This is a genomic window from Brevundimonas sp. DS20, from assembly GCF_001310255.1.
GTDB classification, from domain to species: domain Bacteria; phylum Pseudomonadota; class Alphaproteobacteria; order Caulobacterales; family Caulobacteraceae; genus Brevundimonas; species Brevundimonas aurantiaca.
Genome location: NZ_CP012897.1, coordinates 2,801,660 through 2,822,626 on the forward strand (window position 1 = coordinate 2,801,660; position 20,967 = coordinate 2,822,626).

At 65.1% G+C, this 20,967-nt stretch carries 18 protein-coding genes; 13 read left to right on the forward strand and 5 right to left on the reverse strand.

From position 1 onward, the window contains the following. Positions 1-46: 46 nt before the first annotated feature. From JL11_RS13735 to JL11_RS13755, 5 genes are all read left to right on the forward strand, one after another. Positions 47-802 carry a tRNA1(Val) (adenine(37)-N6)-methyltransferase gene (locus tag JL11_RS13735; RefSeq protein WP_054766144.1) on the forward strand — a complete coding sequence of 252 codons (756 nt, stop codon included), beginning with the start codon at positions 47-49 and terminating at the stop codon, positions 800-802. A gap of 129 nt (positions 803-931) precedes the next feature. Next, a complete protein-coding gene (gene ettA, locus JL11_RS13740; protein WP_054766145.1) occupies positions 932-2,599 on the forward strand; it encodes an energy-dependent translational throttle protein EttA in 1,668 nt (555 codons plus the stop codon). A 24-nt stretch (positions 2,600-2,623) separates the two neighbouring features. Continuing rightward, positions 2,624-2,854, forward strand: coding sequence for a DUF433 domain-containing protein (locus tag JL11_RS13745; protein WP_054766146.1), 231 nt, complete (start codon positions 2,624-2,626; stop codon positions 2,852-2,854). Continuing rightward, complete coding sequence (locus JL11_RS13750) at positions 2,851-3,183, forward strand: DUF5615 family PIN-like protein (protein WP_054766147.1); 333 nt, start codon at positions 2,851-2,853, stop codon at positions 3,181-3,183. Before JL11_RS13745 ends, JL11_RS13750 begins: the two co-directional genes overlap by 4 nt. After that, positions 3,180-4,106 carry a 2-hydroxyacid dehydrogenase gene (locus JL11_RS13755; RefSeq protein WP_054766148.1) on the forward strand — a complete coding sequence of 309 codons (927 nt, stop codon included), beginning with the start codon at positions 3,180-3,182 and terminating at the stop codon, positions 4,104-4,106. Before JL11_RS13750 ends, JL11_RS13755 begins: the two co-directional genes overlap by 4 nt. Here the strand turns inward: JL11_RS13755 and JL11_RS13760 are convergent, their stop codons facing one another. Further along, positions 4,107-4,511, reverse strand: coding sequence for an EF-hand domain-containing protein (locus JL11_RS13760; RefSeq protein WP_054766149.1), 405 nt, complete (start codon positions 4,509-4,511; stop codon positions 4,107-4,109). A 117-nt stretch (positions 4,512-4,628) separates the two neighbouring features. Between JL11_RS13760 and JL11_RS13765 the strand changes: the two genes are divergently transcribed. The 4 genes from JL11_RS13765 (at position 4,629) to metH (ending at position 10,480) form a co-directional block, all read left to right on the forward strand. After that, entirely contained in the window at positions 4,629-5,603 is a 975-nt protein-coding gene (locus JL11_RS13765; protein ID WP_054766150.1) for an ArsR/SmtB family transcription factor, read from the forward strand. Continuing rightward, positions 5,600-6,556 carry a methylenetetrahydrofolate reductase [NAD(P)H] gene (metF, locus tag JL11_RS13770; protein ID WP_054766151.1) on the forward strand — a complete coding sequence of 319 codons (957 nt, stop codon included), beginning with the start codon at positions 5,600-5,602 and terminating at the stop codon, positions 6,554-6,556. Before JL11_RS13765 ends, metF begins: the two co-directional genes overlap by 4 nt. Further along, entirely contained in the window at positions 6,556-7,662 is a 1,107-nt protein-coding gene (locus JL11_RS13775) for a homocysteine S-methyltransferase family protein (protein WP_054766152.1), read from the forward strand. The genes metF and JL11_RS13775 overlap by 1 nt, the downstream gene beginning before the upstream one ends. A 151-nt stretch (positions 7,663-7,813) precedes the next feature. Further along, positions 7,814-10,480, forward strand: a complete 2,667-nt coding sequence (gene metH, locus JL11_RS13780) for a methionine synthase (protein WP_082382717.1) — start codon at positions 7,814-7,816, stop codon at positions 10,478-10,480. Between the two features lie 43 nt (positions 10,481-10,523). Here metH and JL11_RS13785 read toward each other — a convergent pair whose 3' ends face one another. Both JL11_RS13785 and JL11_RS13790 read right to left on the reverse strand, forming a co-directional pair. Beyond that, a complete protein-coding gene (locus JL11_RS13785) occupies positions 10,524-11,099 on the reverse strand; it encodes a hypothetical protein (RefSeq protein ID WP_054766153.1) in 576 nt (191 codons plus the stop codon). A gap of 185 nt (positions 11,100-11,284) precedes the next feature. Continuing rightward, positions 11,285-14,314, reverse strand: coding sequence for a TonB-dependent receptor (locus JL11_RS13790; protein WP_054766154.1), 3,030 nt, complete (start codon positions 14,312-14,314; stop codon positions 11,285-11,287). Between the two features lie 540 nt (positions 14,315-14,854). On the opposite strand from JL11_RS13790, the gene JL11_RS13795 reads away from it, so the two are divergent. After that, positions 14,855-15,757, forward strand: a complete 903-nt coding sequence (locus JL11_RS13795) for an MBL fold metallo-hydrolase (protein WP_054766155.1) — start codon at positions 14,855-14,857, stop codon at positions 15,755-15,757. A 131-nt stretch (positions 15,758-15,888) separates the two neighbouring features. Here the strand turns inward: JL11_RS13795 and JL11_RS13800 are convergent, their stop codons facing one another. After that, entirely contained in the window at positions 15,889-16,575 is a 687-nt protein-coding gene (locus tag JL11_RS13800) for a DUF1499 domain-containing protein (protein WP_054766156.1), read from the reverse strand. A 15-nt stretch (positions 16,576-16,590) separates the two neighbouring features. Continuing rightward, entirely contained in the window at positions 16,591-18,225 is a 1,635-nt protein-coding gene (locus JL11_RS13805; RefSeq protein ID WP_054766157.1) for a long-chain-fatty-acid--CoA ligase, read from the reverse strand. 168 nt (positions 18,226-18,393) lie between these two features. Here JL11_RS13805 and udk point away from each other — a divergent pair, with 168 nt between their 5' ends. The 3 genes from udk (at position 18,394) to JL11_RS13820 (ending at position 20,805) form a co-directional block, all read left to right on the forward strand. Beyond that, positions 18,394-19,041: a uridine kinase gene (gene udk, locus JL11_RS13810; protein WP_054766158.1), complete on the forward strand. Its 648-nt coding sequence runs from the start codon at positions 18,394-18,396 to the stop codon at positions 19,039-19,041. 84 nt (positions 19,042-19,125) lie between these two features. Beyond that, on the forward strand, positions 19,126-20,058 hold the full coding sequence (locus JL11_RS13815) for an NAD(P)H-dependent flavin oxidoreductase (RefSeq protein ID WP_054766992.1): 933 nt from the start codon (positions 19,126-19,128) through the stop codon (positions 20,056-20,058). A 36-nt stretch (positions 20,059-20,094) separates the two neighbouring features. Continuing rightward, positions 20,095-20,805: a TorF family putative porin gene (locus JL11_RS13820; RefSeq protein ID WP_054766159.1), complete on the forward strand. Its 711-nt coding sequence runs from the start codon at positions 20,095-20,097 to the stop codon at positions 20,803-20,805. Positions 20,806-20,967: the final 162 nt, after the last annotated feature.

Consider the following 20,967-nt stretch of genomic DNA (forward strand, 5'->3'; position numbering starts at 1 on the left):
CGCGCACAATGGTGATCACCCCCCGGAGGGTCAAGGAGATTGAGGCTTGGACAGCGTTCCCGCCGCGCCGGAAGTCGTCGAGAACGCCCTGTTAGGCGGGCGGGTGCGCTTGCGACAGCCCGCGCGGGGTTATCGCGCCGGCATGGACGCCGCCCTGTTGGCCGCCGCCGTCGCGCCACGGCCGGGCGAGCGGCTGTTCGAAGCCGGCTGCGGCACGGGGGCGGTCCTGATGCAGATCGCCGCCCGTCATGAGGGGGCTTTCCTGACGGGGCTGGAGCGCGACTCGCTCGCCGCCGATCTGGCGCGTCAGAATGCGGCGCTGAACGGTTTCACGGACCGTATGACCGTCATCGACGGCGAAGTGGCGGCGGGCTTCCGCCCCCTGGAGCTGCCGGCCTTCGACTGGGCCGTATCCAATCCCCCCTTCTTCGACGACCCGGGCGCCCTGCGCGCGCCGGCCCCGGGCAAGCACGGCGCCTGGATGGCCGACGACGGTCTGGCGGCGTGGACCGGCCTGCTGCTGAAAGCGGTGCGCGAGGGCGGCCGGATCGTGATCATCCACCGCGCCGACCGCCTGGCCGATCTTCTGGCCCTGCTGGGAGACAAGGCCGGGTCCTTCGCCATTCGACCGATTCAGCCCTTCGCCGAGGAACCGGCCAAACGGGTGCTGGTCCGGGCGATCAAGACCGGCAAGGCGCCGTTGCGCCTCCTGCCGCCGCTGGTGCTGCACAACCGATCGGGCGCCAAACACACGCCCGAATCCGAAGCCCTTCTGAGAGGCGAAGCCGCTCTGGACTGGTGAGAGGCCCCGTTCCGACACAGGGCACCCGACCCGCCAATACTCGCCTTATTTGCTCTCGCGCCTCAGGATCGCTACATCCGCGGCAACCTCCCCCATTCGACGAAAACCCCAAGGGCGAAATCGCACCTCATGGCGCAACAATATATTTTCCAGATGCAGGGTCTGACCAAGACCTTCCCCGGCGGCCGCAAGATCTTCGAGAACATCTGGCTCAGCTTCTACAACGACGCCAAGATCGGCGTGGTCGGGGTCAACGGCTCGGGTAAGTCCACCCTGCTGAAGATCATGGCCGGCCTGGACACCGAGTTCTCCGGCGAGGCCCGCGCCGCCGACGGAATCAAGCGCGGCTATCTGGAGCAGGAGCCCCAGCTCGATCCCGCCCTGAATGTTCGCGAGAACGTCGAGGCCTGGTGCGAGGAGAAGCAGTGGGTCAACCGCTTCAACGCCGTCGCCGCCGAACTGGGCGAGAACTACACCGACGAGCTGATGGAGGAAATGACCAGCCTCCAGGAGAAGATCGACGCCGCCGACGTCTGGGACATCGACAGCCGCATCGAAATGGCCATGGGCGCCCTGCGCTGCCCGCCCGACGACTGGGAAGTCACCAACCTGTCCGGCGGTGAGAAGCGCCGCGTCGCCCTGGCCCGCCTGCTGCTGTCCAAGCCCGACATGCTGCTGATGGACGAACCGACCAACCACCTGGACGCCGAATCCGTCGCCTGGCTGCAGCACCACCTGGAGAACTTCCCCGGCTGCGTCATCCTGGTCACCCACGACCGCTACTTCCTGGACCAGGTCACCAAGTGGACCCTAGAGCTGGACCGCGGCAAGGGTCACCCGCACGAGGGCAACTATTCCTCCTGGCTGGAAGCCAAGCAGAAGCGCGTCGTTCAGGAACAGTCGGAATCCGAAGCCCGCCAGCGCGCCCTCACCCGCGAACTGGAATGGGTCCGTTCGGGCGCCAAGGCCCGTCAGGCCAAGTCCAAGGCCCGTCTGGCCGCCTACGAACGGATGGTCGAGGAACAGGAATCGATGCGCGGGGCCCAGACCCACGCCCATATCCAGATCCCGCCCGGCCCGCGCCTGGGCAATGTGGTGCTGGAGGTCGAGGGCCTGCAGAAGTCCTATGGCGACAAGCTGCTGTTCGACAATCTGACCTTCAAACTGCCGCCCAACGGCATCGTCGGCGTCATCGGCCCCAACGGCGCCGGCAAGTCGACCATGTTCAAGCTGATCACCGGCCAGGAAAAGCCCGACGGCGGCTCGATCCGCGTCGGCGAGACGGTCAAGCTGGCCTACGTCGACCAGTCGCGCGACGACCTGAAGCCGGACGAGACCATCTGGCAGGCCATCTCCGGCGGCACCGACGTGATGATGGTCGGCAAGCGCGAGATCAACACCCGCGCCTACGTCGGCAGCTTCAACTTCAAGGGCGGCGACCAGCAGAAGAAGGTCGGTCAGCTGTCCGGCGGCGAGCGCAACCGCGTCCATCTGGCCAAGACCCTGGCCGCCGGCGGGAATCTGATCCTGCTCGACGAACCGACCAACGACCTGGATATCGAGACCCTGCAGAACCTCGAGGAGGCTCTGGAGGAGTTCGCCGGCTGCGCCGTGGTCATCTCCCACGACCGCTGGTTCCTGGACCGTCTGGCCACCCACATCCTCGCCTTTGAAGGCGACGGCCATGTGGAATGGTTCGAAGGGAACTTCGAGGCCTACGAACAGGACAAGATGCGCCGCCTGGGCGCCGACAGCATCATTCCCAAGCGCCTGCAACACCAGAAGTTCGGGCGCTGATTGATCTGTGATAGGATGCGGGACATGAGCGACGATCTTCTGTCCCGCATCACCATTGATCCCAGCCAGTGCGGGGGCCGTCCGTGCATTCGAGGCATGCGAATTCGCGTGCAGGACGTTCTGGACATGCTGGCCGGTGGCGCGAGCCCGGAGGAAGTCCTCGCGGACTTTCCCTACCTGGAAGCTGACGACATTCGGGCCAGCCTTGCCTATGCGGCCGCAAGCATCGGCGACACCGGCGTGATCGCCGCGTGAAATTCATCGTGGACGCCCAGCTGCCTATCGCTCTTGCCGATTGGCTGAGAGCTAATGGGCACGCGGCCGACCATGTTTCCACGCTTCTGGCGGTACATGCGCGTGACCAGGACATCTGGGATTTGGCCCGAGCGGAATCGCGCGTCATCATCACCAAGGATCGGGACTTCGCCATCTGGGCGGCGGACCGCCGGCTAGGGCCTCAGATCGTCTGGCTTCGTCTTGGCAACGCGACCCGGCGTGTGCTGATCGAATGGCTTGAACCCCGATGGGCCAGGATCGAACAAGGCCTCCTCGACGGCCTCCATTTGATCGAGGTGCGCGCATGACCCAACGCCCCGCCGTCCTGATCATGCAACGGCATCTCGCCCCGCTCTCGCCGATCCTCGAGAGCGTCTATGACGTCTACCGCTTCTGGGAAGGTCCGCCGATCGAGGCCGCCCACGACATCCGCGCCCTGATCGTCGCCGGCGAGGCGCCGCTGGACAAGGGGCTGATCGAACGCCTCCCCGCCCTCGATCTGATCGCCTGTTTCACCTCGGGCTATGACGGGATCGACATCGACTGGTGTCGTGAACGCGGCCTGCCCGTCACCCATGCGCCGGGGGTCAACCATGAAGACGTGGCCGACCACGCCCTGGGCCTGATCCTGGCCGCACGCCGCCAGATCGTCTCGGGCGATCGTCAGGTCCGGTCGGGCGGCTGGACCGCCGAGACCCGCAGCATCACCCCCTCGCTCGGCGGCCAGAAACTGGGCGTCGTCGGCCTGGGCGCCATAGGCGCGGCCGTGGCCCGGCGCGCCGAGACGTTCCGCATGGATGTGAGCTGGTGGGGCCCTCGCCCCAAGGACGCCGAATGGCCGCGGGCCGACAGCCTGTCGGCCCTGGCCAAGGCCAGCGACATCCTTGTCGTCGCCTGCAAGGCCGATGAAACCAATCGCGGCCTGATGTCTCGCGAGGTGCTTCAGGCCCTGGGGCCGGACGGCCTGCTGGTCAATGTCGCGCGCGGCCAGTTGATCGATGAGGCAGCCCTGATCGACATGCTGAAATCCGGCGCCCTGGGTCAGGCGGCCTTGGACGTCTTCATGGAGGAGCCGACCGAGCCTTCACGCTGGGCCGATGTTCCGAACCTCGTCCTGACGCCCCACACCGCCGGCGCGACGTCCGCCGGGGTGCAGGGCATGCTGATGCTGCTGATGCAGAATCTTCAGGCGCATTTCGCGGGCCAGCCGCTGAAGACGCCGGTCGGGTGATCAGTCCGGGCGTTGCGGACGCTGGGGGCGTTCATCGGCCGTGACGACGCCGTCGCCGTTCTTGTCCATGGTCTTGAACATGGCTTCGGCGGCGGCCTCCATCTCAGCCTTGGTGATGAGTCCGTTCCCATCCGCATCGGCGCGGCTCAGCATCCGACCGCCCGGCGAGGCGGACAGCTCCGAGGCGTTGATCGCGCCGTCATGGTTGCCGTCGATACGGTCGAACATGGCGCCCATCCTCGCCTTCATGTCAGCGAGGGTCTCGCGCTCCGGCGGACGCATCCCGCCCATCGGCGGCGGGCCGGACATCTGCCCCCCGCCCATCGGCGGCTCAGGAAAATCGCTCTGCGCCAGGGCCGGTCCGGCGACGAGGAGGGCGAAGGTTGAGATCAGAAGACTGCGCATGGAACCACTCCAAAGGGATTGCATCTCCTTCAACGGCGAAAGGAAGCCTTACCGTCGCGGCCTTTGCGAGCAGGTTTTTGCTTGCCAAATCATATAAAGATATCTTTATATGATCATATGAGCTTGAACGCCGATCAGACTGTCGAAGCGCTTCGCGCCGCCGGCGAACCCACCCGCCTGCGCATCCTGTCTCTGCTGGCCAGTGAAGAGCTGTCGGTCATGGAGATGTCGCGCATTCTGGACCAAAGCCAGCCCCGCGTCTCGCGTCACCTGAAGCTGATGACCGATTCCGGGCTGATCGAGCGGTTTCCCGACGGCGCCCGCGTCTATTACCGCCTGTCGCACGATCCCCATGCGCGGCGGCTGATCGACACCGTACTGGACATTCTGGCCGACGACGCCGGAGAGGCCGACCATCGGCGACTGAGCGAGGTGCAGAAGGACCGACAGCAGGCGGCCGAAAGCTATTTCGAACAGATTGCGCCGCAATGGGACCGACTGCGCTCCCTCTATGTCAGCGAAAGCGCCGTGGAAGCCGCACTGGAAAGGGCGGTGGGGCCCGGTCCGTTCAAGCGCGTCGTCGACCTGGGCACCGGCTCGGGACGGATGCTGACCCTGTTCGGCAAGAAGGCCAAGATGTCGGTCGGGCTGGATCTGAGCCAGAACATGCTCAACATCGCCCGCGCCAATGTCTCCAAGGCCGGGCTGAGCAAGGTCGAACTGCGTCACGGCGACATCTTCGCCACCCGTCTGCCCGCCGGCAGCGCCGATCTGGTGATCGTGCATCAGGTCTTGCACTATCTTGCCGACCCTTCCGCCGCCGTGGCCGAGGCGGCGCGTCTGGTCTGCCCGGGCGGGCGGCTGGTCATCGTCGATTTCGCCCCGCACGACTTCGAACATATGCGCGAGGCCCATCAGCACCGCCGCCTGGGCTTCGCAGACGCAGAAATCACCGGCTGGCTGGTCGACAACGGCCTGGCTCCCTCTGCGCCCATCGCCCTGCCCCCCGATAACGAAGGGCTGACTGTAACGATCTGGACGGCCGAACGCCGGGCGGCGCCGGCCGCCGCCCAAGGCAGAAAGAGCGCATGATGACCGGTTCCTCCACCAATCTGGCGGAAGCGCGGGCCTTGCTGCTCTCGCCGCTGGGGCCGGTCGCGCGCGCCGGATCGAACCGCGAAACGGTGCGGGTCTCCTTTGAGTTCTTTCCGCCCAAGACCGACGAGGCCGAGGTCAATCTGTGGAAGGCGATCCGCCGGCTTGAGCCGCTGAACCCCGCCTTCGTCTCCGTCACCTATGGAGCGGGTGGTTCGACGCGGGAACGCACCCACCGGACCGTGCAAAGGATCATCGCCGAGACGGCTTTACGTCCCGCCGCCCACCTGACCTGCGTCGACGCCAGTCGGGATGAGGTGGACGAGGTGATCGCCGGCTACAAGACCATCGGCGTCGATCATATCGTCGCCCTGCGTGGCGATCCCCCCGGCGGCGGCGGCATCGGCGGCGTCTATCAGCCCCGCGCCGACGGCTACGCCAACGCCACCGAACTGACGGCCGCCATCAGCCGCATCGGCGGCTTCGACGTCACGGTCGGCGCCTATCCCGAGAAACATCCTGAGAGCCCGTCCATCGATCACGACATCGAGGTGCTCAAGGCCAAGGTGGACGCCGGCGCGACCCGCGCCGTCAGCCAGTTCTTCTTCGACATCGACGCCTTCCTGCGTTTCCGCGACCGGGTGCGGGCGGCGGGGGTGACCATTCCCCTGATCCCCGGCGTCATGCCCGTGTCCAACTTCGCCGGCCTGGTCCGTATGTGCGGCGCTTGCGGCGCGGGTATCCCCGACTGGCTGAAAGCTCATTTCGACGGGCTGGACGACGACCCGGAAACCCGCAAACTGCTGGCCGCCTCCATCGCCGCCGAGACCTGCGCCCGTCTGCAGGAAGAAGGTTTCTCCGACTTCCACTTCTACACCCTGAACCGCGCCGATCTGGTCTATGCGATCTGCCGCGTGCTGGGCGTGCGTGAAACAAAGGCTGTGGCGTAATGACCTCTCCCCTCACCCGCCCCCTGACTCGGGCAGAACGGATCGCCGCCCTGCATGCGGCGGCCAAGGAACGCATTCTGGTCCTCGACGGCAGTTGGGGCGTGATGATCCAGCGTCGCGGCCTGTCCGAAGCCGACTTCCGCGCCGACCGTTTCGTCGCCGCCAACGGCTATGACGAGGCGCAGCAGATGAAGGGGAACAACGACATCCTCTGCATCACCCGGCCGGACATCATCTCGGACCTGCACGACCAGTATTACGCCGCCGGGGCCGACATTTCCGAGACCAACACCTTCTCCGGCACCACCATCGCCCAGGAGGACTACGCCCTGGACGCCCAGGCGGTGTGGGACATCAATCTGGAAGGCGCCAAACTGGCCCGCGCCGCCGCCGACCGCTGGACAGAGAAGGAGCCGCACAAGCCGCGCTTCGCCGCCGGCTCCATCGGTCCGCTGAACAAGATGCTGTCCATGTCGTCCGACGTGAACGACCCCGGCGCCCGCAGCGTGACCTTCGACCAGGTCTATGAGGCCTATCGCCATCAGGTGAAGGCGCTGAACGAGGGCGGCGTCGATCTCTATCTGATCGAGACCATCACCGACACGCTGAACTGCAAGGCCGCGATCAAGGCGATCAAGGATCTGGAGGACGAGGGCATGGACGCCCTGCCCATCTGGATCTCGGGCACCATCACCGACCGATCGGGCCGCACCCTGTCGGGCCAGACGGCCGAGGCCTTCTGGAACAGTGTGCGCCACGCCAAACCCTTCGCTGTGGGCTTCAACTGCGCCCTGGGCGCCGACCTGATGCGGCCCTTCATCGCCGAACTGAGCCGCGTCGCCGACACCCTGGTCGCGGCCTATCCCAACGCCGGCCTGCCCAACGCCATGGGCCAGTACGACGAGGAGCCGCACGAGACCGCCCATTTCATCGAGGAATGGGCGGCGTCGGGGCTGGTCAACATCGTCGGCGGCTGCTGCGGGACGACGCCGGATCACATCAAGCACGTCGCCGAAGAGGTCGCGCCGCTGAAGCCGCGCGCGATCCCGGAGCGGCCGGTAGCTTTGCGGCTTTCGGGGCTCGAACCGTTCGAGATGGTGGCGTGACAGGCTTCCCTCCCCGCTCATCCCCGCGAAAGCGGGGACCTAGTCCGTTGGGCGACAGCCATCACCATGATGTCTTCGCTCGCGATCCCATGCACCGTGCCTCCCAAAAGCACTGGGTCCCCGCTTTCGCGGGGATGAGCGGAAGTCTGTAATGCGCCCCACCTTCATCAACGTCGGCGAACGAACCAACGTCACCGGCTCAGCCAAATTCCGCAAGCTGATCGTCGAGGGCGACTACTCGGCCGCGCTCGACGTCGCCCGGCAACAGGTCGAGGCCGGCGCCCAGATCATCGACATCAATATGGACGAGGGCCTGCTGGACGGCGCCGTCGCCATGCGGACCTTCCTCAACCTGATCGCGGCCGAGCCCGACATCGCCCGTGTGCCGGTGATGATCGACAGCTCCAAATGGGAGGTGATCGAGGCGGGCCTGAAATGCGTCCAGGGCAAGCCCATCGTCAACTCGATCAGCATGAAGGCGGGCGAGGCTGAGTTCCGCGAACAGGCCGTCAAATGCCTGCGCTACGGCGCCGCCGTCGTGGTCATGGCCTTCGATGAGGTGGGACAGGCCGACACCGCCGCCCGCAAGATCGAGATCTGCACCCGCGCCTATAATATCTTGGTCAACGAGGTCGGCTTCCCGCCCGAGGACATCATCTTCGATCCCAATATCTTCGCCGTGGCGACGGGGATCGAGGAGCACGACAACTACGCCGTCGACTTCATCGAGGCGGTCAAGGTCATCAAGGCCACCCTGCCCTACGCCCGCATCTCGGGCGGTGTGTCGAACGTCTCGTTCAGCTTCCGCGGCAATGAGCCGGTGCGCCGGGCGATCCACAGCGTCTTTCTGTACCACGCCATCAACGCCGGCATGGACATGGGCATCGTCAACGCCGGCGACCTGCCCGTCTATGACGACATCGACCCCGAGCTGCGAGAGGCGGTCGAGGACGTCATTCTGAATCGACCGCAGCGGACCAATGTCTCGAACACCGAGCGATTGGTCGACATGGCGCCCCGCTACAAGGGCGAAAAGGGTCAGGCTCGCGTCGTCGATCTCAGCTGGCGCGAACAGCCGGTCGGCAAGCGGATCGAGCACGCCCTGGTCCACGGCATCACCGAGTTCATCGAGGCCGACACCGAGGAGGCGCGTCTCGCCGCCGAACGGCCGCTGCACGTCATCGAAGGTCCGCTGATGGACGGGATGAATGTGGTCGGGGACCTGTTCGGCTCGGGCAAGATGTTCCTGCCGCAGGTGGTGAAATCCGCCCGGGTGATGAAACAGGCCGTGGCCTGGCTCGAGCCCTATATGGAAGCTGAAAAGGCCGGCAAACCGCGCGAACAGGCCGGCCGCATCCTGATGGCCACGGTCAAGGGCGACGTCCACGACATCGGCAAAAACATCGTCGGCGTCGTGCTCCAGTGCAATAATTACGAGGTCATCGACCTGGGCGTCATGGTCCCGGCCGACCGGATCCTGGACGAGGCCAAGGCCCATAACGTCGACATCATCGGCCTGTCCGGCCTAATCACCCCGTCGCTGGACGAGATGGTCTTCGTCGCCGCTGAGATGGAGCGGCGCGGTTTCGATATTCCTCTGCTGATCGGCGGCGCCACCACCAGCCGCACCCATACGGCGGTCAAGATCGAGCCGGCCTATCGCCGGGGCTCGACAACCTATGTCGTCGACGCCTCGCGCGCCGTCAGCGTGGTCTCAGGCCTGCTGTCGCCCACCGAAAGGGCCAGGAACGAAGCCGCCACCCGCGACGAATACATCCGCATTCGGGAACAGTACGCCCGGGGCCAGGAGGTCAAGGCCCGCGCCAGCCTGGATCAGGCGCGCGAGAACCGCTTCAAGCTCGACCCCGATCAGCCCCGCCCCGGCAAGCCCGGCTTCATCGGCGTGCGGGCCTTCGAGTCCTGGGATCTTCAGGACCTCGCCGACCACATCGACTGGACCCCATTCTTCGCCAGTTGGGAGCTGATCGGCCGCTATCCGCTGATCCTTGACGACGAGATCGTCGGCCAGGCCGCCCGGGATCTGTTCGCCGACGCGCAAGCCATGCTGAAGCGGATCATCGACGAGAAGTGGTTCACCGCCAAGGGGGTGGTCGGCTTCTGGCCCGCCCGCGCCGACGGCGACGACATCATCGTCTTCGCCGACGAGGCGCGCGACGCCGAGATCGCCCGCTTCCACACCCTGCGTCAGCAGATCAAGAAGTCGAACGGCAAGCCGAACCTGGCTCTGTCCGACTTCATCGCCGACGACGACCAGGACTATATCGGCGCCTTCGCCGTCACCGCCGGCCATGGCGAGCTGGAGGTCGCCAAACGCTTCAAGGACGCGGGCGACGACTATTCCGCCATCCTCGCCACCGCCCTGGCCGACCGCCTGGCCGAGGCCTTCGCCGAACGGCTGCACAAGGAGGTCCGCACCCAGCTGTGGGGCTACGCCGCCGACGAGGCGACCGGCATCGACGACCTGATCGCCGAACAGTACCAGGGCATCCGCCCCGCCCCCGGCTATCCGGCCCAGCCGGACCATACGGAAAAGGCCACCCTGTTCCGCCTGCTTCAGGCCGAGCAAAACGCCGGAATGGCCCTGACGGAGAGCTTCGCCATGACGCCCCCGGCCTCGGTCTCGGGCCTCTATTTCGGCCATCCGGGCAGCCACTATTTCGGCGTCGGCAAGATCGATCTGGACCAGGTCGAGGACTACGCCCGGCGCAAGGGCTGGGACGTCGCCACCTGCGAACGCTGGCTGGCCCCCATCCTCAACTATGATCCCTACGTCGCCAAACGGGAAACGGCGGCCTGAGCCGGACCCAAGCCGCCGTCGCTGATCTTCGAGATTCTGCCGCTTAGTTTGCGGGCGCCGGCGCCTCAAGCCCCACTTCGGCCGGGGTCGCCGGCGGATTGGTGATGTTGTTCCGGATGCGCCGCGCCGCATGTTCGCACCGGCCCGGCAGGCCGTAGAATAGGCCGAACGATTGGCTCCGCGCCGCCTCGTCCTCGCTCGCCAGAAGCGGCGCCCACTGGGCCTTGGCCGCAGCCGCCGCCTGTTGCGCAGCCGCCTTGGTCGCCGCCGTCTGCCTCGGCTCCGCCGCCGCCAGGGCGCTGCGGAAATCCTGGGCCTCCAGACGCCCCAGCCGCACCAGCTCCGTATCCTCCGGCGAGCGGTTGGTCAGGCTGTCGCCCAGATCCGCGTGCCCCGTCACCAGGGCGTCGCACCAAGCCACCAGCGGATAATCCTGTGTCGGCGCCCCGCGCGGCAGCGTGTGCGAATAGGCGATCGCCTCACGGACCTTCAGGGCCTCCGCCGTCTCGGCGGTGCGATTGCCCGTGACGATCGGCCCGTCCTGGGACTGGGCGAAGGCGGCGGCGGCGGCGGAAAGCGAAAGGGTCGCGGCGAGCGCGGCGGCGGAAAACTTCAGCATTGCAATCCTAGACGAGAGGGCGCCCCAGCGCCCAGCCAAGCTGTAACGCTCCACCGCCAAGATGGCGCCAGTGCGGCGCTCAAAAAGAAAGGGCGGCGGACCGAAGTCCGCCGCCCAGTGCTTCTTCCGCTATGACTTGGCCTTGAGGATGACGGCGGAGCCGCCGACATCCTGAGGTTCTCGTCTTAGAAGGAGTAGCGCACCCCCAGATAGGCGCGGCGAGGCGCAACCCAAGCATTCGCTTCCTGGTAGTCGAAGTCAGCGTTACCAGCCACGTCAGTGAATTCCGACGTCGCGGACTGCTGATCCAAGATGTTGAAGATGTCCGCAAACAGCTCGACCTTACCGAACGACAGGTCGAGCGTGTAGGTCGCCCGAACATCGAAGGTGAAGTACGACGGGCCCGTCTCCGAGCCGGTGAAGCCGGGCGAAAGCCAAGTCGAGGTCGTGCCGCCGAAGTTGTAAGCGGGATCGCGCGGTCCCGCCACATATCCATACAGATACGAGATGGGGGTGTAGATTACACCGCTGTTCCAGTTGAAGACGCCAGCCACTTCGAGGCCGAAGTCGAACTCGTAACCGCCGTAAGCCTTGAACTGATGCTTGATGTTCCCAGGCAGATCACCCCAGGCGTTCGGAGCGCGGGGATCCAGGTAGATGAAGTCACCCTGCACGCCTGCATTGCCGTCCGAGCTCGAGTTACCCTTGGCGTCGTTGAAGGTGTAGGACAGCTGTCCGAACCAGTTTTCGGTACGGTACTTCGTCAGCGCCACTTCGATGCCGCGATAGTCACGCTTGCCGCCGGCGAGGGTGCCCAACACATAGTTGATCCGACCCGCTTGGACGTCAGCAATCTGAGCGGCGCTCAAACCGAAGTAGCTGTAGTCCAGGAAGAAGGGCCCACCGGGAACCGCGTTGCCGTCCAGACCCGTATTGGTCGGGTCCGAATAGACGTGCAGATCGTAGTCTTCGAAGATGTTACGGGTGTTCCGCTGGGTGGCGACCACCGACAGACCGATGTCACGTCCAAAGGTGGTCGAATAGCCGATCAGGAATTCATCCGTGTAGGGCGTCTTGGTGCTGGGCGAGAAGATGGAGTCGAGCACAGCAGCGCCACCGCGGGTGCGATAAGTCACCCAGTTGCCGCCAATGTTGATCTGCTCTTCATCGACTGCCCCTGACAGGCTGCCGGCGAAGGCGGTCATGTCGTTACGTACGGGATCGTAATAGCGACCGCCGAAGGCCCAGACCTTGGTGCGGCCGTCCCCGAACAAATCATAGACGACGCTGACACGCGGCGCGAGTTCCCATTCAAACGTAAACAGTTCGCTTCCGTTCGAATCGGTGTGGGTCCACTCCTCGGCTCGCACGCCGGCGTTCACCGTCAGTTGTCCCTTGGTCCAGCTATCCTGGATGTAGAAGGCCTTGCCTTCGGAACCCACATTGTTGATGCCGTTCTGTGTCCGCAGCGAGCGATACGAGTTGATCTGGCTGCCCGGGTTTCCTGCCGTATCGGAGAAGCTGATGGCGTCGATCTCACCCAGCGACAGGGATCCGTCACGGTTGGTGTCAACGATCGCATAAAGCGCGGCCCGGTTCGAGGCTGCGTTGATGCCATCGATGATACGACTACGGTCATCGGCGGAGAAGACAGCGCTCGTAAAGCCCGTGCCCGCCAGTTGAGCAAAGGTCGTGCCCGGGTAACGGCTCGACAGCGAGGTATAGGTCGCGCCTCCGTTCACCGTACCCTCGACGATGTTTTCGTTCTTGGTCGATGTGTAACCCGCCTTGAACGTATGGCTGCCGAAGGACGTGTCCAGGAAGTACTCGGCGCTGACGCCCCATTCATCCCGATTGCGGTTACGAAGCGTATTCCTGCCCGAACCACCAATGTTCTGCTCTTCGTAGGTATAAGTCGCCCCACGAGCAAACACGACGTTATTACGCGTGGAGCTGTCGGCGGCGATCGTGTTGAGCTCAGACTCGTGGTTGAAGTAGTAAGCGTTCAGCGTCAGATCGCCCCAGGTCTTGGTGTAATCGATCTTGTAACGCTCGCCACCCTGGTCCGTCGCCGAGTCACGATAGTTGCGAACAGATGCCGAGGAGCTGCCGCTGATTTCCGTCGGATCGCTCAGGTAGGTCGCGGTCAACCGGTCATTGTCGGTAATCTGCCAAGTCAACTTCGCGAAGCCGTACTCAGCGTCGCGTTCGACCGTCCGCTGAACCGCGCCGGTGGTTCTGTTCAGAACGTCGTCTTCGCGATGCGTGCGCTGATAAGAACCGAAGAACCACAGCCTATCACGAAGAATGGGTCCGCCGAGCGTCACTGCCGTGTCGTAGGTGGAGAATCCAGCCGACTCATTATGTTTGTCTTCCTGAACGAGACTGTCATTCTGGAAGTAGTAGTTGACAGAACCGTGGAACTCATTTGACCCGGACTTTGTCACCACTTGTGAGATGAGACCCGAACCACCTTCGTACTCAGCAGGTGCACCGCCAGTAATGACCTTCTGCTCCTGAATGATTTCGTTGTTCAGGTTGGCGCCAAAGGTGCCGGTGACGGGGTCGGTGACATTTACGCCATCAATGTAGTAGACGTTGTCCGAAGACGAACCCACCACACCAGTGACTGACGAGTTAATGCCCGACTTTGAAGACGGGTTCGAGCCAGGCTTCACGCCAGGAACGAGTTGCAGATAGCTTTGATAGCTCCGGCCCGTAGGCAGGGATTCCACAGTGTCCAGCGTCAAAACAGTCTGAACCGTGGCGGAGGTCACATCGACAGCGGCGAAAGAGGTGCCGGTCACGATGATGTCGTCCACGGTCGACGCACCACCGATGCTGAACGTCTGCGACAGGTCACTGTTCGACGTCACCGCAATGCCGGTCGCCGTAAAGGTTTCATAGTTGGGCGCCGAGATCGAGACCGTGTAGTTGGCGGCCGGGTCAAGGCCCGACAAGCGCACAAAACCCGCACTATCCGTCACGCCAGTACGAGACACAAGCGAGAGCGGCGAACTGACAGTGACCGTTGCGCCGGCCAGGGGCGCGCCGTCAGGGCCATTGACGGTCACGCGAAGGCCGCCCGTCGTGCTTTGAGCCAAAGCAGCCGTTGGCGTCAGGACAGGCGCTGCCACGATCATGGCGAACGCCACGCCGCCCATCATGGTCGTAGCGAGCATCCGCTGCCGAATGGATCGGTTTTTCAAAATCATCCTCCTGAAACGATCGGGCGACGCTAAAATGCCGCCTAAACTCTACGTCCCCATGCACGTAGATCGGAGGAGAGCTTAATCCGCCACATAGGGCGCGCTACGTCTATTACAGGCCCGTAACCCTTTAGTCGTCCACCTGTCGCAATATGGCCACAGAAAGGCGAGGAAGGCCACAATACGTCGTTATTGCGGCGAAATCCACCAATTCATCAATCTGAGCCCGCAAAAACGCGACACTTTGAGATTTTTTGTCTGCTGCGTCATCGAATGCGCAATATTTCCCCCACAGCCCTCTAGGTGGTCCCTAGGAGCATTCCGCTCAAATCACCGCTCCACCGCCACCCTTGACGCATAAGGCGCCGGCTCGGGCGTGCACGACGCTGTGACGAGTTGCGCCGCCATGAGACACAGCAGCGCCGCCGCGATAGGCTGGAGCCGATTTGAGACAGCGAAGGCGATCGAACGAGCCATGACGGGCGCTCCGGCGAAGGTTACCGAGGAGTTAAGGCAAGGGTCGCGCCAGAGGACGGGGGCGGCGGCGTGATTCCCTTCGTTCGCGATTTCGACTTCGCCTATGGGCGGCGCGATCAGGTCTCGCCGCTGATTCAGCGGGTGATCGCCGACAATCCGGGCCCCTTCACCTTTACGGGGACGGGGACCTATATCGTTGGGCGGGCGGAGCCGGGGGCGCAGGTGGCGGTGATCGACCCCGGCCCTGTGGACGAGGCGCATCTGGCCGCCCTGCTGACGGCGGTGGAAGGGCGCGTCGTCAGCCACGTCCTCGTCACCCACACCCACCGCGACCACGCCCCCCTCGCCCGCCCCTTCGCCGATCGTACAGGGGCGACGATTCTCGCGGCGCGGCCGCCGGTGCGAGAGACCCACGCCTCGGGCGCCCTGGATGAGGATGAGGATGCGGACTTCGCACCTGACGGGGTGCTGGCGGGCGGCGAACGGATCGAGGGCGACGGCTGGACGCTGGAGGCGCTGTTCACGCCCGGCCACGCGTCAAACCATATGGCGTTCGCTCTACGGGAAGAGAACGCCCTGTTCAGTGGAGACCACGTCATGGGCTGGTCCACCACGGTGGTGGCGCCGCCGGATGGAAACATGCGCGACTATATGGCCAGCCTGGACGCCGTGATCGCGCGGAACTTCACCACCCTCTGGCCCACGCACGGCGCCCCGGTGACGAACCCTGGGCCCTTTCTGTCAGCCTATCGCGCCCATAGGCTGGAGCGCGAGGCCCAGGTGGCGGCGCGGTTGAGGGCGGGCGACCGAACGGCGGCGGAGATGACGCCGATTCTCTACGCCGCCGTGGATCAGCGGCTGTGGCCGGCCGCCGCCCTGTCGGTCCTGGCCCATCTGATCCAACTGGTCGAAGACGGGACGGCGACCGTTTCGGGCCCGCCCAGCGTGACGGCGGAGTTTCGTCCGGCCTAGAGCCTGATCCGTTGAGGAGGAACCGCTTCGCGGTTCCGCTGAAACGGTGAATCAAGCCCCAGATCAAAGCGAGAGCATGATTCACGCTTCTGTTGGAACCGCTGCGCGGTTCCGTCCGAAACGATCATGCTCTAGCGGACTTCCTCCTCCAGGGCCGCGACGATCTTGCCCATCAGACGGCAGGTCGCGCCGCCGTCGGGGCGCGGATCGCGCGCTGCAACTCGAATGTCGGTCCGTGCGGGCCGGATGCGGATCACCGCGTCATAGGCGAAGCCGAACCAGGCGCCCTCATGCACCCCCTCGACCTCGAAGGTTGAGGCGCGCACCACTGGAAAGCCGGCGTCCACCAAGGCTGAAACCGCTTGCTGCGCCAGGACCTGGGTGGGGATGGATCGCGCGGCGGGACAGGCGGGCGCGCCCTGAACGTCATTCGCGCGAGGATGAAGGGCGGCCAAACGGCTGAAGGCCGGCGGTTCTTCCACATTGGTGCTGACGTCACGTGGCGTAGGCCGGGCCAGCCGTGCGCCTTGATAGAGGAAGACGCCCAGGACGCCTCCCGCCAGGACCAGAGCCGTGACGGCATAGACCCAACGGCGACCGAGGTCCCGCAGAGCCAGGACCGTCACGGTCAAGGCTGCGCCCAGACCGACCCAGGCCATGCCCCGCCCCACCGTCCAGGTCAGCAGATCATAGGTGACCGCCCGATCGACCCCGCCGAACAGGGTGGCGGCCATGGCCGCCACCACCAAGACCGGAGCCGCCGCCGTCACGGCGGTCAGGACAGGGATCAAGGCGGGGACGGGCTTGGTCGATCGCATCGGCGCTCCGGCAGGTCAGGCGGGCTGAACGTCGGGCAGACGATAGTCCTTCATCCGCTCGCGCAGAAGCTTCTTGTCGATTTTGCCTGTGGCGCCCAGGGGGATCTCGTCCAGCGCCACCACGTCGTCGGGCATCCACCATTTGGCGATCTTGCCCTTCAGGAAGTCGAGATGCTCCTGCTTGTTCAGGATCTCTCCCGCCTTCAGCTTGACCAGCAGGACCGGGCGCTCGTCCCATTTGGCATGGGGGGCGCCGATCACCGCCGCCAGTTCGACCTTGGGATGGCCGACGGCGATGTTCTCGATCTCAATGGAGCTGATCCACTCCCCACCCGACTTGATCACGTCCTTTGACCGGTCGGTGATCTGCATGAAGCCCAGTTCGTCGACGGTCGCAACGTCGCCCGTATCGAAGAAGCCGTCTGAATCCAGAATCGAGCTCTCCTCACGGAAATAGGCGCGGGCGACCGTCGGTCCCTTGACCATCAAATGGCCGAAGGTGGCCCCGTCATGCGGCAGGCTCTGACCCGCGTCGTCCTTCAGCGCCAGTTCGATGCCCAGTGGGGGCGTACCCTGTTTGGTGCGGTATTTCAGCTGTTCCTCGAACGGCAGGGCCGCCGTCTCCGGCGTCATGTTCGACAGGGTGCCGATCGGCGAAGTCTCGGTCATGCCCCAGCCCTGGAGCACTTCGACGCCATAATCGTCGTGGAAGGCTCGGATCAGGCTTTCCGGCACGGCCGAACCGCCGATCAGCACGCGCTTGACCGTAGAAAGCTTCAATCCGTTCTGCCGCATATGGGCCAGAAGCCCCTGCCACACGGTGGGCACGGCGGCCGAGAAGGTGACGCCCTCGGTCTCGAGCAGCTCATACAGAGCCTCCCCGTCCATCCGGGCGCCCGGCATCACCAGCTTGCAGCCCGATGCGGGACCGACGAAGGCGATGCCCCAGGCGTTGGCGTGGAACATGGGCACCACCGGCAGAATGACGTCGCTGGTCTTGCCCCCAACCACCGAAGCTTGCAGGGCCATGAAGGTGTGCAGGAAGTTGGAGCGGTGCGAATACAGCACCCCTTTGGGATTCCCCGTGGTGCCGGAGGTGTAGCACAGGCCGCAGGCGGTGTTTTCCGGGAAGTCGCCCCACAAGACGTCGGGGGACTGTTCAGCCACGATCCTTTCATAGGATTCTGCGCGCGGCAGCCGGGTCTGCGGCATGTGGGCGTCGTCGGTCATGATGATGACCCGCTCGACCTTCGGGATGTGGGGCAGAATGGCTTCAAGCAGCGGCACGAAGGTCAGGTCGGTGAAGATGACCCGGTCCTCGGCGTGGTTGATGATATAGACGAGTTGCTCGGGAAACAGACGGGGGTTCAGGGTGTGGCACACAGCGCCTATGCCCATGACGCCGTACCAGGTCTCGATATGGCGGTCGGTGTTCCAGGCCAGGGTTGCGACGCGATCGCCGGGCTCGATACCCCAGGCTTTCAGGGCGTTGGACACCCGCTTGGCCCTGTCGTGAATCCGGCTGTAGGTGGTGCGGACGATGGGGCCTTCGACGGAACGGGTGACCACTTCGCGGTCGCCGTGCCAGTTCTTGGCGTGGTCGAGGATCTTATCGACCGTCAGAGGCCAATCCTGCATCAATCCCAGCATGTGCGTCTTCCTTGTCCCTTGATGCGTCTGCTCGCCCGCGACGCTTGATGAGACGCTATAGGGGTGATCAGCGATAAGCAATGCGACCCCGGCGCGCCGTCGCGCGACCGATCGCCCCGTCGGACCGGCGCTTGGCGATGCGCCGGCCGGCGCCGTAGAAGGCCGTCCATGGCCATATTGATCGCAATCACGGGGGGCTCCGGCTCCGGTAAGAGCACACTGGCGGAGGCGCTTGTGTCCAGCCTGCCCGACGGGGCGGCCGTGCTGGTGCGTGAAGACTCCTATTATAAAGACGCCGCCGCCCTGCCCGGCTTCGACCCCGCGACCTTCGACTTCGACGATGTGGCCGCGCGCGACCATGCGCTAATGATCACAGACCTGAAGGCGTTGAAGTCGGGTCGGGGCGTGACGGCGCCCGTCTATTCCTTCATCCATCATGGACGCGAGCCGGGCGGCGAACCGATCCCGCCAGCCGAGGTGGTGATCGTCGAAGGCACCCATGTGCTCTGTACGCCCGAGCTGACCGCCCTGTTTGACATCCGGGTCTTCGTAGACACCCCCGCCGACATCCGCTTCATCCGGCGCCTGCTGCGCGACCAGTCCGAGCGGGGTCGGTCGGCGGATTCGGTCGTAGCCCAGTATCTGGCGACCGTGCGGCCGGGCCATGAGCGGCTGACCGAGCCGTCGCGCACCCACGCCGACTTTATCGTCGCCGACGCCACCGCCGCCGTCCGGCTGGAAGATCCGCAGGCCGTGGTTCGTCTGGCCGCGCCCGTCCTGGCCCATCCCCTGCTGGCGCCTTTCCTGACAGACTGAAGGTTTCGGTCGGACTTCGGAACGGATTGCCTTACGCCACGACAGCCCGGTATGCGTCCTGAAACGAAACTGAAGGAGACGCCTGTGGCCATTCCCGCTTCGCTTCAAAAAGGCCTGACCCTGCCGGTCATCTCCTCGCCGATGTTCCTGGTCTCGGGGCCGGATCTGGTGGTCGAGGCCTGCAACGCCGGGATCATCGGCACCTTCCCGTCGCTGAACCAGCGCACCACCGAGGGCTATCGGGACTGGCTGCAGGAGATCAAGGGACGCCTGTCCCCCGACGCCGCCGCCTTCGGCGTCAACCACATCGTCCACCCGACCAACCCCCGGCTGATGGTCGACATGATGGTGTCGGTCGAGGAGAAGGTGCCCCTGATCATCACCTCCCTCGGCGCGGTGCGCGACGTGGTGGATGCGGTCCACGGCTACGGCGGCGTGGTCTTCCACGACATCGCCAACATCCGTCACGCCAGGAAGGCGGCCGAGGCGGGCGTCGACGGCCTCATCCTGGTCGCCAACGGCGCCGGCGGCCACGCCGGCATCATCAATCCCTTCGCCCTGATCAACGAGGTCCGGTCCTTCTACGACGGGACCATCATCCTGGCCGGCGCCATTTCGACGGGCCGAGACGTGGCGGCGGCCCTGATGATGGGCGCCGATTTCGCCTATATGGGCACCCGCTTCATCAACACGGCCGAAGCCCTGGCTCCCCAGGCCTACAAGCAGATGGTCATCGACAGCGGCTCGACCGACATCGTCCATACCCCGGCGGTCTCGGGCATCCCGGCCAACTTCATGACCAAATCCCTGATCGAAAACGGTATCGATCCCAAACACCTGCCCGAGCACAAGCTGGACATGGGCGACGAAGCCAAGGCCTGGAAGACTGTGTGGTCCGCCGGCCAGGGCGCAGGGGCCATCCACGACGTCGTTCCGACCGCCGAACTGGTCGCCCGCCTGCGACAAGAGTTCGCTCAGGCCACGGAACAATTTTCAACCCGGTTCCCGACAGGCTAAGGGGCTCTTTCGCGCGGTTCGCGCGTTGGAGCCCCCATGATCCGAAACACACGCGCCACCCGCCTCTCCGTTCCCCTCGCCGTCGCCCTTGCGGGCCTCGCCGCCCCCGCCCTGGCCCAGACCTCCGGTCCTTCCTCGGACTGGGGTTTCGAGCTGGGGGCGGGGACGGACAACCGATCCAAGGCGGCGTCCAAGTCCGGCAACGACGGCTATGTCTTCGGCGCTGCGACCTGGGAGTCCGCCGACGGCCGCTTCTACGCCGGACCCGGCTTCGAGACGATCCAGGCGGGCGGCTCCCGGCTGGAGACCGAACTGGTCGCCGGCTACCGGCCGGAGGTGTGGGGCTACGCCTTCGACCTGAGCCTTGCCTACAAGCACCGGCTCGACGTCGATCCCGGCTATGACGCCGACGGCTGGGAGCTGACCGGCAACATCAGCCGCGCCGTCGGTCCCGCCGAGGCCCGGCTACAGGTCCAGCACTCGCCCGACGCGGCCGGGTCCACACGGTCCTTCACCTGGGTCGAAGCCCAACTCGCCTGGGCCTTCAGTCCCCGTCTGGAGGGCTCTGCCGCCGTCGGCCGCCGCGAACAGGACGGCGCCCCCGACTATACCGGCTGGAACGCGGGCGTGACCTACGCCCTGACGGACGCCCTGGCGCTGGATCTGCGCTACCACGATACCGACGCCCACAGGGTCGGCGACCAGTACCGCGAGGCCCTGGTGGCGGAAGTGGCCTACGCCTTCTGACCCGCACCCTTGCGCCCGCGCCTTGGGCTTCCCATATCAACAGTGTCGATCTCTCTGCGTAACGCCGCTGCTCCCTTTGCATCACGCACCGAGGTCCAAACGCCGATCCCATTCAGACCCGACAGGCCGACCAGGGATTCCTCCCTGCGGTCAACGCCAGAC